We start from the raw sequence: 15,340 nt of genomic DNA, 5'->3' as shown, positions 1-15,340 counted from the left end.
CAAGTGGCCAAGCGGTTGGACCTCAAGGACGTCAACATCTACTACGGCTCCTTCCACGCCGTCGCGGATGTCGCACTGTCCGTTCAGCCCCGGAGTGTAACGGCGTTCATCGGGCCGTCGGGCTGTGGCAAGTCGACGGTGCTGCGGACGCTGAACCGCATGCACGAGGTGATCCCCGGTGCCCGCGTCGAGGGTTCGGTGCTGCTCGACGGCGAGGACATCTACGGCGCGGGCGTCGATCCGGTCGGTGTCCGCAAGACCATCGGGATGGTGTTTCAGCGGCCAAACCCGTTCCCCACCATGTCAATTCGCGACAACGTGGTCGCCGGGCTCAAGCTGCAGGGCGTGCGCAGCAGGAAGACGCTGGACGACGTGTGTGAGCGTTCGCTCAAGGGCGCCAACCTGTGGACCGAGGTCAAGGACCGTCTGGACAGGCCCGGCGGCGGACTGTCAGGTGGCCAGCAGCAGCGGCTCTGCATCGCCCGCGCGATCGCTGTCCAGCCTGATGTGTTGCTGATGGACGAGCCGTGCTCGGCACTCGACCCGATCTCGACGCTGGCCATCGAGGATCTGATCGCAGAGCTCAAGCAGGACTTCACGATCGTGATCGTCACGCACAACATGCAGCAGGCCGCCCGCGTCAGCGACCAGACCGCGTTCTTCAACCTGGAGGCGACGGGTAAGCCGGGCCGCCTGATCGAGATCGACGACACCGAGAAGATCTTCTCCAACCCGAACGAGAAAGCCACCGAGGACTACATCTCCGGCCGTTTCGGCTGACACGAAGCGTCAACCTACAGCTGAGTTCTCCTGCGCGAGCAGACGCAAAGTGCGCCAAACCTTCGGCGTGTCGGGACATTTTGCGTCTGCTGGCGCAAATCAGCGGCGGCAGCTGCTGAGCAGCCAAAAGCGGTGATGGTCAATGGATTTGGCTAAGGCCCTTGATGAGCAGATCCAATCCGAAAGAAAATTCGACCTCAAGCGGTATGGGCATGGCGTCGGCAACGGCCAGGGTGGCGGGGAACCGTGAGGGGTCGACGTCGCGAAACGCGTCGGCATCCTTGGCCGCGTGTGAATCGGGATGACCGGAGTACTGGATGGCAAAGCCCAACACGTAACGCGCCAACGTCGCGTAGATACGGGCGGACATATCAGCAGTGAACCCGCTGGCGAGCAGCATCGCTAGGCAGGCTTCTCGAATCGCCAATGCGTTGGGGCCCAACGGGATCTGCTCGAGCATCAGTCGCGTGACATTCGGATGGCGTTTCAACGCCGCGTACATGCGGTGGACGACGGTTTCACACGCTTGCTGCCAGCTCCTGGTGGCCAACTCGTCAGCGTCAAGGTGCACCTCACCGAACACGTAATCCACGACGTCGGCCACCAGTGCCGACCGGTTGGTGAAGTGGCGGTACAGGGTGGCGGTGCCGGAGTTCAGCTGCTGAGCCAGTGTCCGCATCGATAGCGCTTCGGCACCGTCCGCGTCCACCAGGGCCAGTGCCGCCGCGACGATCCGGTCGGGCGGCATCGCCGGGCGTCCTCGCGAACGCCGCGCCGACGCTTGCTCCATGCCGGTGTTGGACGCCTTCACGCTGCTCAGTATGACCATCCTTGACATTCTGAGCAATATCGGCGACGCTGTATCCATTATGTTGGGTGCCATCGGTAGATCACAGTTCATCGACGTCGACGGCCTGAACCTGCACTACAAACGTGCCGGTGACGGCCCCGTGTTGCTGCTTTTGCACGGCACCACCAGCTCGCTGGATCACTTCGACCGCGCCACCGCGATCCTGCAGAAAGACTTCGACGTCATCCGCCCCGACCTCCCCGGCTTCGGGCTCACCGGGCCGCGCCCATACGGCGACTACCGGGTGCGGACCTACGCCGCCACCGTCGCGCAATTCATGCAGCATCTCAACATCGACCGCTACACGGTGGCCGGCAATTCGTTGGGCGGGAACATCGCGTGGAATCTGGCTCTTGATTACCCGCAACGCATACGCGCCCTGGTCTTGGTCAACGCCACCGGCTACCCGGAAAAGTCGCTGCCGATTGGCATGCGACTGGCCCGCAATCCCGTTGTGCGGCCGCTCATGCGCGCATGGATGCCGCGCCGGATGGTCGAGCGTGGCTTGCGGCAAGCCGTTGGGCCACACGCCACCATCGTGAATGACGCGATGGTGTCACGGGTGCACCACCTGTGGAATCAACCGGGAAACCGTTCGGCCTTCATCGATTTCGTCAACACCGATCAACTCGACCGCACCGCAGAAATCAACACCATCACAGTGCCCACCCTGGTGCTGCGCAGCGCCGGCATCGACGGCCAGTACTTCGCCGGCGATATTCCCGGTGCCCGCGAGGCCGTCCACCCTGATGGCGGACACCTTCTGCCCGAAGAAGATCCAGTCTGGTTCGCCAAGCAGGTCAGCACTTTCCTGGACGGCCTCGGCGATAAGGGCGCGTCATGAAGTACTTCACGGTAAGCGCAGAGAGTCGCCGGCTCGACGGCATCACCCGTCGTGAGCTGCGCGGAGAGTTCATCGAGCTCAGCGACGGCGTCACGCACTACGAATTGCGCGGACCTGGCGACGGTCCTCTCGTGGTGCTGGTGCCGGGATTGACTGTGCCGCTGTCCTATTGGGACGCCTTCGCCGATCAACTGCACGCCCGGGGCCTGCGAACCTTGGCATTCAGCGCTTACGGGCGCGGCTACTCCGACCGGGTCCCCGGCCGTTACGACGAGGCACTGTTCGGACGTCAACTACGCGAGATCATCACTGCACTCAAATTGCCGGCTCGCCAACACATTGTCGGAACGTCGATGGGCGCGTTGATCGCAATGGGGTATACCGCAGAGCATGGCGATTCCGTGGCGACGCTCACCCTAGTGGGACCAGCCGGGCTAGCAGACGCCGCAGGGCGCCAGCGGTGGCTATTGCGCAGCGATGCGCTCGCCACACTCGTGGCAAAACTATTCGGTCGGCGCATCCTGCTGGGCCATCTCGGTCACAACGTCTCCGACCCGGCGCTGGCCGAGCGGTTGACCGCCATGATCGCTGATACCTATCTCTACGAGGGCTCGATGTTTGCGTTCTTCTCGACGCTGCAGAATTTCCCGCTCTCGGGGCGGGCTCCCTTGTTCCGCCGCATTGGCGAAGGCGGAGTTCCCACGATGCTGGTGTGGGGCCGCGACGACCAGGTCACCCCAATCAGCGGCATGGAGACCGCCCGCTCCCTGCTGCGCCCCGCCGAAACCCACGTCATCAACTGCGGCCATATGGCGCCGTATGAGCGGCCCGCCGAGGTCGCCGAACGGCTGGCGACATTCACGGCTGCACACACCGATCGGATCAAACCATGACCAAACCCGACCTTGATGTCCTCGTCGTCGGCGCGGGCCCCGTCGGCGCGGCGCACGCAATCGAACTGGCCCGTCGCGGAATCACCGTGCGCATCATCGACAAGGCCGAACACGCCTTTGAAGGCTCCCGCGCCAAGGGAATTCAGCCCCGCTCGCTCGAAGTGCTCGAAGACCTCGGAGCCCTCGACGAGGTGCTGGCGGGCGGATCCACCTACCCGCCGCTGGGCATCCACCTTGGACCGGTCACGGTCCCGTTGCGGATGATGCGAAGCCCGCAAGCCGGCGACGATGTGCCATTCCCAAATACCTGGCTGATCCCACAATTCCGCACCGATGGCGCTTTGCACAACCGCCTGCGCGAGCTGGGGGTCGAAGTCGAATACCACAGGGAACTTGCCGAACTCAGCCAAACGCCCGATGTAGTGAAGGCCGCGGTGACGAGCCACGACGGAGTGGAGATGATCACCGCTCGGTACGTCGTAGGAGCCGACGGCGGCGGCAGTGCCGTACGCAAGCAGGCCGGCATCGAATTCATCGGATCAACTGACGAGGCCGACCGCATCCTCATCGTCGACGCTGAGATCGAGGGGAATCTATCGCGCGACCGGTGGCACGTTTGGCCGGGATTAGGGGGCCGTTTTGTCGGCGCCTGTCCACTGCCCCACAGCGACTTGTTCCAATGGATGATCCGGCTGGCCCCCGACGAATCAGTGCCGATGGATGAAACGCAAATCACCGAGCGCATTCGCAAGCAGACCGGCAATCAGCGGCTGGCTGTGCACACCATCGCGTGGAAGTCGATATTCCGCCCGAATATCCGGTTGGCACAGCAGTATCGGCAAGGACGGGTCTTCGTCGCCGGAGACGCTGCGCATGTGCACACCCCTGCCGGCGCACAAGGACTGAACACCGGGATTCAGGATGCTTACAACCTCGGCTGGAAGCTCGGCCAAGTCCTCGCCGGCGCGCCACAGGAACTGCTCGACACCTACGAAGGCGAACGGCAGCCGATAGCCGCCGGAGTACTGGGTCTGTCCACCAAGAAATACGGCGGGATGGGGAAATTCAACCCCTCCAGCCTTCGGCGGGGTAAGGACGAACAGCAGCTCGCCCTCAACTACCGTGGCGGCCCGCTCGCCCCCATCACCTCCGAACGCACAGCCACGCTGCACCTGGGCGACCGCGCGCCGGACGCGCTGTTGCGTGACTGCGAGGGAAAGCCGGTGCGACTCTTCGATGTTTATCGCGGACCGCATTTCACCGCGCTGGCCCACGGGCGGCACGCGGCGCACGAGCTCGAGTCGTTGGCGTGGCCGACCGCTGGCGCTCCTTTGCGGCGGGTCGCCATCAACACCGAATCAGCTTGTGCCGACGTCGTATTGCGCGACCCGACCGCGGCAGTCAAGAAGAACTACGGCCTCAGCGGCGACGCCCTGTTGCTAATCCGGCCCGACGGCTACGTCGCAAGCATCGCCACCCGCGACATGCTTGCCACAACCTGCTCGGCGATCAGGAAGCTGGCCCCGCAGATGCAGGAGTCCCATCCATGACCCGCCCTCTTTTGCTCAGCAACGCGAACGTGCTGACGATGGACGACAACATCGGCGATCTCGCGCGCGGCGATGTGCTGATCGAAAACGGCGAAATCAGCCGCGTCGGGGTTGATCTCGATGCCAACGCGGACGCGGACGTACTGGACTGTGCCGACAAGATCGTGTTGCCGGGCTTTGTCAATTCGCATCTGCACATGTTCCAGACCGCGCTGCGCGCATATTGGTGTGATGCCGTGGCCGAGGACTACTTCACTCAGTCAAGGACAGGCCGCGACGGCATCTTTCACCAGTACACGCCCGAGGACGTGTACTGGGGCGAGTTGGGTGGTGCCCTCGAAAACCTTTCGGCAGGAACGACGACGGTGGTCGACACATCGCAGTGCTCCTACACTCCTGAACACAGCGACGCTGCGCTCGATGCGATCCGCCGGTCGGGGATTCGCTGCGTATTCAGCTTCACACCGGTTTTCGGCCACGAGCCGGCCCCAACATATAACTACCCCAACGACATTCGCCGCCTGACGGAAGCTACCGACAAGTCCGATGACCGCGTGAGTCTTGCGCTGGGCTACCTGGTCGATGCCAACGACTTTCGGCTTGCGCGCGAACTAGATCTGCCTGTCTTCGCGCATATCAACAACGAGTGGTTCGGTCGGACGCTCGAGGAACTCGACGGCGAGGGTCTTCTGGGGCTGCGCAATACCTATATTCACTGCCTCGGCTTGAATGATTCGACATGGCAGGCGATTGCCCGCACCGGGGGCAAGGTTTCGCTTTCATGCTTTGTCGAGCACGCTCTCGGCATGGGGCGCCCCGCAATTCAGCGTGTGCTCGATTACGGCATCCCAAGCGGCCTGGGCACCGATGCCGCCAGTCTCGGGCCCGTCGACATGTTCACCCAGATGCGCGCGGCGTTCCAATCAGCTCGCCAAGCCGACACCAACCCTGCAAGGCCGGCCACCACACGCGACATTCTCCGGATGGCCACACTCGGTGGCGCGCAAGCCGCACACCTCGATCACCGCATCGGTTCTCTTACACCAGGCAAGATCGCAGACATCGTGGTGCTCAACGCACGCACGCTCAACACTGTGCCGGTGTTGCACGCATCGGGTGCAGTCGTCCACCACATGGACACCAGCAACGTCGACACGGTCATCGTGGGCGGTGACATCGTGAAGAGTCACGGACGGCTGCACAATGGCGAGGTGGAGGCGACCCTCAACGGGTTGACGAAATCCGCCGAAAGTCTCCTCAGCCGTTCTCGGGAATAGTGCGAGACGACGTGCTGTCGTAGCTCCTATGGCAAAGGCAGTGCAGTTTGATTCCTACGGCGGCATCGATGTCCTGGAGGTTCGCGACATTCCCAGACCGGTGCCCGCCGCGGGCGAGGTGCTTGTGGAGGTGAAGGCCGCCGGGATCAATCCGGGTGAGGCGATGATCCGCCAGGGCCTCCTGCACGATCGCTTCCCGGCCACCTTCCCGTCGGGACAGGGCAGCGACCTGGCAGGCGTCGTCGTCGAGATGGGTCCTGGCGTCGACAGCGTCACCGTCGGCGACGAGGTCATCGGGTTCAGCGAGAACCGGGCGAGTCACGCCGAATTCGCTGTGGTGCCAGCGAATCAGCTCACCCGGAAACCGGCCGACGTCAGTTGGGAGGTGGCCGGGGCGTTGTTCGTCGCGGGTACCACTGCGTACGCCGCGGTGCGCGCTGTCGGGTTGAAGCCCGGTGAGACGGTCGCGGTTGCAGGCGCCGCGGGGGGAGTGGGCACCATAGCCGTCCAACTCGCTAAGCGTTCCGGCGCAACAGTTCTCGGTATCGCCGGTCCCTCGAACGACGACTGGCTCGCCGCCCACGACGTGGTCCCGGTCAACTACGGCGACGGATTGGCGAACCGGCTTCGCGAGGCGGCGCCAGACGGGCGGATTGACGCGTTACTGGACTTTTTCGGAGGCGGCTACGTCGAACTGGCGGTGACGGAACTCGGCATCGATCCACAGCGGGTGGACACCATCATCGACTTCCCGGCCATCGAGCGGTTCGGCGTCAAGGGTGAGGGAAATGCCGACGCCGCCGACGCCAATGTGCTGGCCGAACTGGCGAAGCTGAGCGCTTCAGGCGAGCTCGAGGTGCCGATCGCCGCGGTGTACCCGCTGGCCCAGGTGAAAGAGGCGTACCGCGCGCTGGAGCAGCGGCACACCAGGGGAAAGATCGTGCTGCGGCCGTGACGCAGATCAGCGTGGGGCGGGGACTCAGCGTGGGGCGGGGATCTGTTCCTCGTCGGGGTGGTTGCCGGTGACCTGGAAGATGACGCGGCGAGCCACCTCGACGGCGTGGTCGGCGAACCGCTCGTAGAAGCGGCCGAGCAGCGTCACGTCGACGGCTGCGGCGACGCCGTGTTTCCATTCCCGGTCCATCAGCACCGTGAAGAGGTGGCGGTGCAGGTCGTCCATCGCGTCGTCTTCTTCACGGATCCTCGCGGCCTTCTCGGGGTCGCGGGTGAGCAGGACCTCTTGGGCGCTGTTGCCCAATTCGACTGCGACGCGGCCCATTTCAGCGAAATAGCCGTTGACCTCTTCGGGCAGCGCATGCTGGGGGTGGCGGCGTCGGGCGATCTTGGCGACGTGTAGGGCCAGCGCGCCCATCCGGTCGACGTCGGCCACGATCTGAATGGAGCTGACGATGGCCCGCAGATCGCCCGCCACCGGCGCCTGCAGCGCCAGCAGCACGAATGCGCTTTCCTCTGCGCGGGCGCTCATGGCGGCGATCTGCTCGTGGTCGGTGATGACCTGCTCAGCCAGCACCAGATCGGCCTGCAGCAGGGCCTGCGTGGCGCGTTCCATGGCAGCGCCCGCCAGCCCGCACATGTCGCCGAGCTGGCCTGTCAGGGCATCCAGTTGCTCGTGGTACGCGGTCCGCATGCGCCAAGCCTACGGGGTCTGTCGTCGGTACGTCACGACGCCAGCGGTGAACGAAAGGTGAATGCCACCTGCCTAAACGGGGCGAGGCTGGCGCTCGTACAGCCTTATTCGCAACTAGTGTCGGCGGCGTTGGTGACCGTCAGATCTTCGGGTAGATGCGTTGGCGCGGTGCTGGTCCCGCGCACGACGTGAACCTGCACAGGCGAGCCGCTTGGCGACGGCGGAGTCACCGACAGGAAGTCGCTTCCGAGCACAACGCGCACCACGTCGCCCAAGCCGCTGACCCGTTCGATGGTGGGGTTGGTGAAGGACGAGGCGACCGTCGCCGCGGCCTGCTCATTGCCCGGCGAGAAGAAGACCGTCGTCGAGGTCAGCGGCCCCGGGTAGTCGTCCGGGCTGGTCACGTTGAAGCCGTGCGACTGCAATTCGCCCGCCGCGGTCGACGCGAGCCCATTCTCGCCGGTGGAGTTCGACACCCGGACGGTGATGTCCTGCGGATTGGTGGTCACGGCACTCACCAACTCGGCGCTCTCCGGCGCGGGTGTGGGAGCTGCCTCGGGGGTACTGGTCTTCGACTGCGGCGTGCCAGGCACCGGGGTGTTGTCCGGGTTCTTCTCCTCAGGCAGCGGGTCGTCGTTGATGATCGCGTCGAACAGCGCCCGCATGTCGTCGGTGCGGGGCGTCTCGTTGCCGTACTCGTCGGCGTATCCGACGGTCGGCACGGTCACGAACGTGATGCGGCCGGCATTGACGCCCTGCACGGACTGGCCGAGGTCGACAAGGTCCTTCGTATTGATGTTGTCCACGAAGCTGTCGTTGATGAACATGTTGACCACGTTGTTGAGCTTGGACAGCGAGAAGAACACTTCCTTGGAAATCATCGAGCGCAACAGTGACGACAGGAACAGCTGCTGGCGCTTGATGCGACCGTAGTCGCCGTTGGTCTCGGTGGTGACTTGGCGGGCACGCACGTACTGCAGCGCGGTGTGACCGTCGACTATTTGCCGGCCCGCGTTGGCCAGCACGGTGCCCAGTTCGTAGTCCTCCAGCGGGGTGGTGCTGCATACCTCGACACCGCCAAGGGCGTCGACCATCTTCGAGAAGCCCGCGAAATCGACTGCCATGAAACGGTTTACGGAAAGACCGGACAGTTTCTGGACCACCTTCACCAGACACTTAGGGCCACCGACCGCGTAGGCCGAGTTGATTTTTGTCTCCGTGTACACCTCGTCGTGTCCGTACATGTCGGACTGTTGGTCGGTGACCGGACCATATTGGTGCGTATCGGGATCCCAGTGCTCGCACTTTGTCGGTGTGATCGCGAGGTCACGCGGGAACGACACGGCCACAACGCGTTTGCGGTTGGCGGGAATGTTCACCAGCATGATCGTGTCCGACCGTGCGCCAGCGGCGTCGGCGGTGGTTCCCGCCCCCATATCGCTGTTCTCGCCGGATCGGCTGTCCACCCCGACGATCAAGAAGTTCTCGTCACCGAACTGCGCGTTGGGATCGACGATGTCTTTCGAGTTCAGATCGAGTGCAGAGACCTTGTTGAGCATGTTGTTCTTCGACGACTGCCACTGCCAGGCCCCGCCGGTCAGGACCAGCGCGCTCACCGCAATCAACGCGGCCGCCGCACGTCCCGCAACCATCGTCTTGGTGAACCGCGGTCGCTTCTTCTCGGGCTGCGGCGTGCCACGCCCAGTCCCGATACGCGACGGCTGCACCCGGTCGTCGCTGCGCAGCGCCGCTAGATCCGGCACCTCGTAGGCGTACCCGGCCACCACGGGGATAACCTCCGTGGCCGGATCGTCGAGTTCGACGACGGGCGGAATGATCTCGGTCGCCGGGGCCTGCGGCTCGGGTACCGGTCGCGGCTCGGGCGCGCGGCGCCACTCGGGTTCTGGGCGCGGCTCGGGTATGGGAGGCGGCTCCGGTTCGGAGCGGGGGCGCCTGAGCTCCTCGGGAACGCTCGACGCACCGTTCAGTTTGGCGATCAGATCGGCGACGGTGACACCATCGGTGTGGTTGCCGGCAGGGGCGGCGGTTTCGTCGTCCTCGGGCTCGGAATTTCCGCTGCGCTCCCACGGCGCGGCGCCTGGCGGCGGCGGCGTACTTCGGGTAAGCCATCGATTGGGCCCAGCGCTGGGAAGCCCAGGAGTGGCGTTTTCGCCGTCACTCATGTTTCTGGTGGCCTCCGACTTCTGGACCATCGTGCGCGCCGGTGCGCATGGGCGTATGCAGTGTTGCGCGTGCCTTCTAGCTTGCTGAACGGCACTCTGCGGGCTCCGCCGTTGGAGCCGGATACGACAAGAGCCTTATCGTACTGAGACATCCTGAGAGACGGCCAGTCCACCGAAGGTACCGAGAACGTCTCGGTTTAGCCTCCGGAGTGCATGACGTCTGCCCTCGCGGGCACCGTGCAGTCGTCAGGATCGGTCAGCCAGCCTTCGGGCAGTGCCACCGACGCCGCAGACCCTTGTCGTCCGCGCGGGCCGGTCGCAGCCAGCGGGAACGGCACCTGCGGGTCGAGCTGATCCAGCAGCGCGTCAAGCTCTGAAAGCGTCTTGACCAGGGCCAATGCCCGCCGCAGATCGGCCCCGGCGGGGAATCCGTGCAGGTACCACGCGATGTGCTTGCGCATATCGCGCATGCCTTTGTCTTCACCGAAATGCTCGGCGAGCAGCCGGCCGTGCCGACGCATGATGGCCGCGACCTCCCCGAGGCTGGGCGGTGTGGCCGGTGTCGTCCCGGTGAACGCCGCCGAGAGCTCGGCGAACAACCACGGCCTACCAAGGCAGCCGCGGCCGATGACAACTCCGTCACACCCGGTCGCCGCCATCATTGCCAGCGCATCCTCGGCGTCGAAGATGTCGCCGTTGCCCAGCACAGGAATGCCTGTGACGTGCTGTTTCAATGCCGCAATCTGCTCCCAGTCGGCGCTTCCCGAGTAGCGCTGCGCCGCGGTGCGGGCATGTAGCGCCACGGCGGCCGCGCCCTCCTCGGCGGCGATCCGGCCCGCGTCACGGTGGGTGTGGTGGGCGTCGTCGATGCCGATGCGGAATTTGACGGTCACCGGGATATCGGTGCCCTCTGTCGCGCGCACGGCCGCCGCGACGATCTGTCCGAACAGCCGCCGCTTGAACGGCAGCGCCGCGCCGCCCCCGCGTCGGGTGACCTTGGGCACCGGGCAACCGAAGTTCATGTCGATGTGGTCGGCTAGGCCCTCGTCAGCGATCATTTTCGCCGCCGCGAACGTGTTATCCGGGTCGACGGTGTAGAGCTGCAGCGAGCGGGGCGACTCGTCCGGCGCGAACGTCGTCATGTGCATGGTGACCGGGTGGCGCTCGACGAGAGCGCGAGCGGTGACCATCTCGCACACGTACAGCCCACTGACCGTCCCGGCGCGGGCCAGCTCGAGTTCGCGGCAGAGCGTACGGAACGCGACATTCGTCACACCGGCCATCGGGGCCAGTACGACGGGGCTCCGCAGCTCGATCGGCCCGATCCCCAGCGCCGTCTGTCCCCCTGCCCTTCGGGCGGGAGGTGCTCCCTGTTCGCGCAAGCGGCTCATCACGGCGGGCCGTGAGTCGATTACGACGCTGATGCGGCGAGCTCCTTTGCAGCCTTCTTTTCGGCCATCTGGGCCAGACGCTCGAGACGGCGCCGCTTGGCGATCTCGAACTTGTCGCAGGCCTCCTCGAGCTCCTCGACAAGGGTGGCCAGCTCGTCGCGCTGGCGCGCGGCCTCGCCGGTGAAGTCCTCGCGCTCGAAGATGCGCCACTTCTTGAGCACCGGCATCACCACGTCGTCAAGGTGGATGCGCGGGTCATAAACGCCACCCGAGGCGATGGTGACGGCCTTACGGCGGAAGTCAGGAATGGTGTAGCCGGGCATCTTGAAGTTGCTCAGCACCTTGTGCAGGGAGTGCATCGCTTGGTTGGGGGCAATATCAAACCCGGCAGCCGACACATCACGGTAGAAGATCATGTGCAGGTTCTCGTCGGCCGAAACACGTTGCAGCAGTTGGTCGGCGACGGTGTCGTTGCACGCCCTACCCGTGTTGCGGTGGCTGACGCGCGTCGCCAGCTCCTGGAACGTCACGTAGATGACGGAGTCGAACAGGCTCTCGGCGAACAGGTCGGCGTCGCCCTCCAGCTGCTGGTTCTGGCCGGGCGAGAAGCCACGGGTTACCTGCTCCATTCGCAGCATCTCGAGCTCGACGGGATCAATGGAGCGGGTGACGACGAGGTAGTCGCGAAGCGCGATGCCGTGCCGGTTCTCCTCGGCGGTCCAGCGGTTGACCCAGAAGCCCCACGGGCCGTCCATGGAAAAGTTCATCGCGATCTCGCGGTGATAGGCAGGCAGGTTGTCCTCGGTCAAGAGGTTGGTCAGCATCGCGACCCGGGCGACCTCGGAGAGCTTCGACTCCTCGGGGTCCCAGTCCTTGCCGCCGAGGGCGTAATAGTTCTTGCCGTCCGACCACGGGATGTAGTCGTGCGGATTCCAGTCCTTGCGCATCGACAGGTGCCGGTTGATGTTGTTCTCGACGACGGGCTCGAGCTCGTGCAGTAGCTGCAGATCTGTCAGACCTTGCGGCATGGCCCCTCCCAGTTATCTGTACCTGTTGGTTGCACTCAATATATCTGTGTCCCGCGGTGACATTCAAGTTGTTCGTTGGAGTGTGCTCGGAGTGCCACATCGCCGCGGCAGCGGACCCGGATGTCGTGGGCCAGACCTATAGCGACGCCGGAAACACCATCCAGCGCTGAACTGTAAACGCGGCGGTCGCATCCGCGTGTTCGGCTGGGCTGTCTGCCGCCAGCCCATAAGGCCGTAAGGCGTTGATTGCGCAGGAAGCGGGCTGATACTGGCGCGCGGTAGCGGCGACGCGGGCCACGCAATAGACTCCCGAATATCGGTTTTTCCAGGCATTTCTACGATAATTCGGAGGTCGGGCTCAGTGAAGAAGTCTATAATGCTGTCCGTCGGCTCGGCCGTCGCCGCATCAGCCTTGACGGCGCTGTTCGGCACGGGTGTGGCTGCGGCGGACGATTATGCAGGGCAGACCTACGCTGACGCGTCATCGGCGGCCAGCGACGCCGGCCAGACGGTGGTCGTCGCCGGCCGCGTCGGCGACAAGCTGTCGCAGGACGAGTGCCTGGTAACCCGTTCGCAGACCGCACCATTCGTCTCTGCCAATGACGGCGCACACTACGACAGCAAGGTGCAGTTCTACTTGAACTGCAACGGCGGGTACGCGACGGCGACCCACCCCGGCGCCTCGGTCGCCAGCCCTGAGGGCCGGGAGGCCAAGGCTGCGGCCGACCAGGCAGCCGCCCAAGAGGAAGCCCAGCTCGCAGAGGTCAGCACTCCCGGCGCGTAGCCGGTTAGTAGCTCGAAACTCGACTGAGGAGCATGTCGACGCAATAGTCGATGAACTGCTCGCGCGTCGCCGCCAAGCGGCCATCCAAGTACGCGGTGAACAGCGCTGTCAGCGCCCCGATCAGGCCGGTGGCCACCATCGCCTGCACCGCTGGATCGGTGATTCGGGTCAGCTTGCGCTGCAGCAGATCGATGAAGTTCGGCATCCATTCGGCGCCCGAGCGGGTGAGCACGGGTTCGACGCCCGGCGCGAGCAGCAGGACCCGGCCGTGCGACGGATCGTCGACCATCAATGCGACGAAGCGTTCGACGGCGTCGCGCGGGGTTTCGGCGGTCATCAGCGTGGACATCGCCCTGGTGCATACGTCGTCGTAGACGGCGCGCACGAACTCGTCGCGGTCGGCGAAGCTCTCGTAGAAGTAGCGCTCGGTCAGCCCCGCGGTGCGACAGACCGCCCGCACGGTCAGGGCCGGACCTGCGGGGCCGCCCAACAACTCGACTCCGGCGGTGATCAGTTCGTCACGGCGCAGGACCTGGCGGTCCTGCAGCGGAACGCCCGACCATCGGCCGCGTCGTTGACTGGAAGGCACATCACTCCCTAAGCTCTATGGTGACAACGCCCGTAGTCAGAATCTGCGAGGATGCCATCTGACTCGATCGGAAGTTCACCAGTGACTCAAGATACGTCTGAGGTGTGCCCGGAAACCACCGGAGCCCCCTCGCCGGCAGCAGGTTGTCCCGTTACCGCGGGTGGGTACGACGCTGTGCCGGCACCGCTCGGCCCAGACTCGTTGACCTGGCAGTTGTTCGGCGACTGGCGCGGTCTGCTGCAGGGGCCGTGGGCGGGATCCATGCAGAACATGCATCCCCAACTGGGCGCCGCCGTCGAGCGACATTCGATTTTCTTCTCAGAGCGCATGCCGCGACTACTGCGTTCGTTGTACCCGATCGGGGGTGTGGTCTTCGACGGTGATCGGGCTCCGCAGACCGGCGCCGAGGTGCGTGACTATCACGTCGGCATCAAGGGCGTCGACGATCAGGGCCGTCGGTACAGCGCGCTGAATCCCGACGTCTTCTACTGGGCGCACTCGACGTTCTTCATGGGCACGATCCTGACCGCGGAACGCTTCGGCGACGGCCTGACCGAGGCGCAGAAGCGTCGGTTGTTCGACGAGCACATCACCTGGTATTCCATGTACGGGGTGAGCATGCGGCCGGTACCCAAGACGTGGGAAGACTTCCAGATCTACTGGGATCACATGTGCCGTAACGTCTTGGAGAATAACTTCGCTGCACGCGAGGTGCTTGATCTGTCGACGATGCCTAAACACCCGTCACTGCACTGGATTCCGGACTGGCTGTGGCGACTGCAGCTGAAAGTGCTTGGCCCTTTTGTGGTTTGGGTGACGGTTGGCCTTTACGATCCGGCGGTTCGCGACTTGATGGGCTATACGTGGTCGGCGCGCGATGCGCGGTTGCATTGGCTGTTCGGCAGATTGGTGAACCTGTCATTCAAGATGCTGCCGAGGCGACGCCGCTATCACCCGAGGGCCCGTGCCGGTTGGGATCGTGCCACCGGACGCCTGCCTGCCGACGCGCCATCGGTGCATACGCCGGCCCGCAATCTGCCGCCTGCCGGTCACCGCGACAACGGCATGCATTACTGCCCTGACGTCTAGCGCGGTCGTGCGTAGGCCGTCCACAGCGCGCCGTCGAAATACCTTAGCTGCAAACCGTTTTGCGGATCGGGGAACCAGCCCGCCTGCACGGGCGGGTAGCGGCCGTAGCTGCCGCGCGGATCACCGGCGAGGTTCAGCCGATGCTCGAGTTCGGCGCGGGCCCGCAATCTCGCGTCGCGCACGGCCAGCGCCTGCCTGCGTCGCGCCACGAAGATCAGCAAGCCCATCACGTAGTGACGGCAACTGCGTCGCCGTTGTGCAGCCACCAGAGCGCCAACACCAGTCCCGCGCCGGTGAACACGGGGTGCCGCCGACAAAACGACCGGTGAACGTGCTGGTAGAGCATCAACTTTGGGCATACGATTCGCCGGACGTTTTTCGCCTTCGAAAAGGAATGGGCTGCTGGCCCAACACCCACGGCGGTGCTGACCGTG

Annotated in this window: 15 protein-coding genes; 8 read left to right on the top strand and 7 right to left on the bottom strand. The window is 64.6% G+C overall.

The genetic code is table 11. From position 1 onward, the window contains the following. Positions 1-3: 3 nt before the first annotated feature. Positions 4-780, top strand: a complete 777-nt coding sequence (gene pstB, locus MYCSM_RS27035) for a phosphate ABC transporter ATP-binding protein PstB (protein ID WP_015309359.1) — start codon at positions 4-6, stop codon at positions 778-780. Positions 781-919: 139 nt separating this feature from the next. Here pstB and MYCSM_RS27030 read toward each other — a convergent pair whose 3' ends face one another. Next, a complete protein-coding gene (locus MYCSM_RS27030; protein ID WP_015309358.1) occupies positions 920-1,528 on the bottom strand; it encodes a TetR/AcrR family transcriptional regulator C-terminal domain-containing protein in 609 nt (202 codons plus the stop codon). A gap of 73 nt (positions 1,529-1,601) precedes the next feature. On the opposite strand from MYCSM_RS27030, the gene MYCSM_RS27025 reads away from it, so the two are divergent. The 5 genes from MYCSM_RS27025 to MYCSM_RS27005 are packed head-to-tail and all read left to right on the top strand — an operon-like array spanning position 1,602 to position 7,149. Next, positions 1,602-2,474, top strand: coding sequence for an alpha/beta fold hydrolase (locus MYCSM_RS27025; RefSeq protein ID WP_232425674.1), 873 nt, complete (start codon positions 1,602-1,604; stop codon positions 2,472-2,474). Beyond that, on the top strand, positions 2,471-3,367 hold the full coding sequence (locus MYCSM_RS27020) for an alpha/beta fold hydrolase (RefSeq protein ID WP_015309356.1): 897 nt from the start codon (positions 2,471-2,473) through the stop codon (positions 3,365-3,367). Before MYCSM_RS27025 ends, MYCSM_RS27020 begins: the two co-directional genes overlap by 4 nt. Further along, a complete protein-coding gene (locus tag MYCSM_RS27015) occupies positions 3,364-4,917 on the top strand; it encodes an FAD-dependent oxidoreductase (RefSeq protein WP_015309355.1) in 1,554 nt (517 codons plus the stop codon). Before MYCSM_RS27020 ends, MYCSM_RS27015 begins: the two co-directional genes overlap by 4 nt. Beyond that, complete coding sequence (locus MYCSM_RS27010) at positions 4,914-6,194, top strand: amidohydrolase family protein (protein ID WP_015309354.1); 1,281 nt, start codon at positions 4,914-4,916, stop codon at positions 6,192-6,194. The genes MYCSM_RS27015 and MYCSM_RS27010 overlap by 4 nt, the downstream gene beginning before the upstream one ends. Before the next feature lie 28 nt (positions 6,195-6,222). Continuing rightward, a complete protein-coding gene (locus MYCSM_RS27005; protein ID WP_015309353.1) occupies positions 6,223-7,149 on the top strand; it encodes an NADP-dependent oxidoreductase in 927 nt (308 codons plus the stop codon). Between the two features lie 24 nt (positions 7,150-7,173). On the opposite strand, the gene phoU is transcribed toward MYCSM_RS27005, so the two are convergent. The 4 genes from phoU to MYCSM_RS26985 all read right to left on the bottom strand — a co-directional run bounded on the left by phoU (position 7,174) and on the right by MYCSM_RS26985 (position 12,444). Further along, positions 7,174-7,842 carry a phosphate signaling complex protein PhoU gene (phoU, locus tag MYCSM_RS27000; protein WP_015309352.1) on the bottom strand — a complete coding sequence of 223 codons (669 nt, stop codon included), beginning with the start codon at positions 7,840-7,842 and terminating at the stop codon, positions 7,174-7,176. A 104-nt stretch (positions 7,843-7,946) separates the two neighbouring features. Then, a complete protein-coding gene (locus MYCSM_RS26995) occupies positions 7,947-10,025 on the bottom strand; it encodes an LCP family protein (protein ID WP_041312743.1) in 2,079 nt (692 codons plus the stop codon). A 197-nt stretch (positions 10,026-10,222) separates the two neighbouring features. After that, positions 10,223-11,416 (bottom strand): tRNA dihydrouridine synthase DusB, encoded by a 1,194-nt coding sequence (gene dusB, locus MYCSM_RS26990; protein WP_015309350.1) that lies wholly within the window; start codon positions 11,414-11,416, stop codon positions 10,223-10,225. A gap of 20 nt (positions 11,417-11,436) precedes the next feature. Beyond that, positions 11,437-12,444 carry an acyl-ACP desaturase gene (locus MYCSM_RS26985; RefSeq protein WP_015309349.1) on the bottom strand — a complete coding sequence of 336 codons (1,008 nt, stop codon included), beginning with the start codon at positions 12,442-12,444 and terminating at the stop codon, positions 11,437-11,439. Between the two features lie 361 nt (positions 12,445-12,805). Between MYCSM_RS26985 and MYCSM_RS26980 the strand changes: the two genes are divergently transcribed. After that, entirely contained in the window at positions 12,806-13,228 is a 423-nt protein-coding gene (locus tag MYCSM_RS26980) for a hypothetical protein (RefSeq protein WP_015309348.1), read from the top strand. A gap of 4 nt (positions 13,229-13,232) precedes the next feature. Here MYCSM_RS26980 and MYCSM_RS26975 read toward each other — a convergent pair whose 3' ends face one another. After that, positions 13,233-13,817, bottom strand: a complete 585-nt coding sequence (locus tag MYCSM_RS26975; RefSeq protein WP_015309347.1) for a TetR/AcrR family transcriptional regulator — start codon at positions 13,815-13,817, stop codon at positions 13,233-13,235. A gap of 81 nt (positions 13,818-13,898) precedes the next feature. Between MYCSM_RS26975 and MYCSM_RS26970 the strand changes: the two genes are divergently transcribed. Further along, positions 13,899-14,906, top strand: coding sequence for an oxygenase MpaB family protein (locus MYCSM_RS26970; protein WP_015309346.1), 1,008 nt, complete (start codon positions 13,899-13,901; stop codon positions 14,904-14,906). Here MYCSM_RS26970 and MYCSM_RS26965 read toward each other — a convergent pair. Further along, positions 14,903-15,172 carry a DUF2510 domain-containing protein gene (locus MYCSM_RS26965; protein WP_232425672.1) on the bottom strand — a complete coding sequence of 90 codons (270 nt, stop codon included), beginning with the start codon at positions 15,170-15,172 and terminating at the stop codon, positions 14,903-14,905. The genes MYCSM_RS26970 and MYCSM_RS26965 overlap by 4 nt on opposite strands. Positions 15,173-15,340: the final 168 nt, after the last annotated feature.

It is taken from the genome of Mycobacterium sp. JS623, from assembly GCF_000328565.1.
Classification (GTDB): Bacteria; Actinomycetota; Actinomycetes; order Mycobacteriales; family Mycobacteriaceae; genus Mycobacterium.
The sequence above is the reverse complement of the archived record's forward strand: the minus strand, read 5'-3'. Positions and strand labels throughout refer to the sequence as shown.

What these genes read in the sequence shown, in the direction of transcription:
- phoU (WP_015309352.1), bottom strand. Translation starts at nt 7,842, where the DNA reads ATGCGGACCGCGTACCACGAGCAACTGGATGCCCTGACAGGCCAGCTC.
- MYCSM_RS26985 (WP_015309349.1), bottom strand. Translation starts at nt 12,444, where the DNA reads ATGCCGCAAGGTCTGACAGATCTGCAGCTACTGCACGAGCTCGAGCCC.
- MYCSM_RS27020 (WP_015309356.1), top strand. Translation starts at nt 2,471, where the DNA reads ATGAAGTACTTCACGGTAAGCGCAGAGAGTCGCCGGCTCGACGGCATC.
- MYCSM_RS27005 (WP_015309353.1), top strand. Translation starts at nt 6,223, where the DNA reads ATGGCAAAGGCAGTGCAGTTTGATTCCTACGGCGGCATCGATGTCCTG.
- MYCSM_RS27010 (WP_015309354.1), top strand. Translation starts at nt 4,914, where the DNA reads ATGACCCGCCCTCTTTTGCTCAGCAACGCGAACGTGCTGACGATGGAC.
- dusB (WP_015309350.1), bottom strand. Translation starts at nt 11,416, where the DNA reads ATGAGCCGCTTGCGCGAACAGGGAGCACCTCCCGCCCGAAGGGCAGGG.
- MYCSM_RS26995 (WP_041312743.1), bottom strand. Translation starts at nt 10,025, where the DNA reads ATGAGTGACGGCGAAAACGCCACTCCTGGGCTTCCCAGCGCTGGGCCC.
- MYCSM_RS27025 (WP_232425674.1), top strand. Translation starts at nt 1,602, where the DNA reads ATGACCATCCTTGACATTCTGAGCAATATCGGCGACGCTGTATCCATT.
- MYCSM_RS27015 (WP_015309355.1), top strand. Translation starts at nt 3,364, where the DNA reads ATGACCAAACCCGACCTTGATGTCCTCGTCGTCGGCGCGGGCCCCGTC.
- MYCSM_RS27030 (WP_015309358.1), bottom strand. Translation starts at nt 1,528, where the DNA reads ATGCCGCCCGACCGGATCGTCGCGGCGGCACTGGCCCTGGTGGACGCG.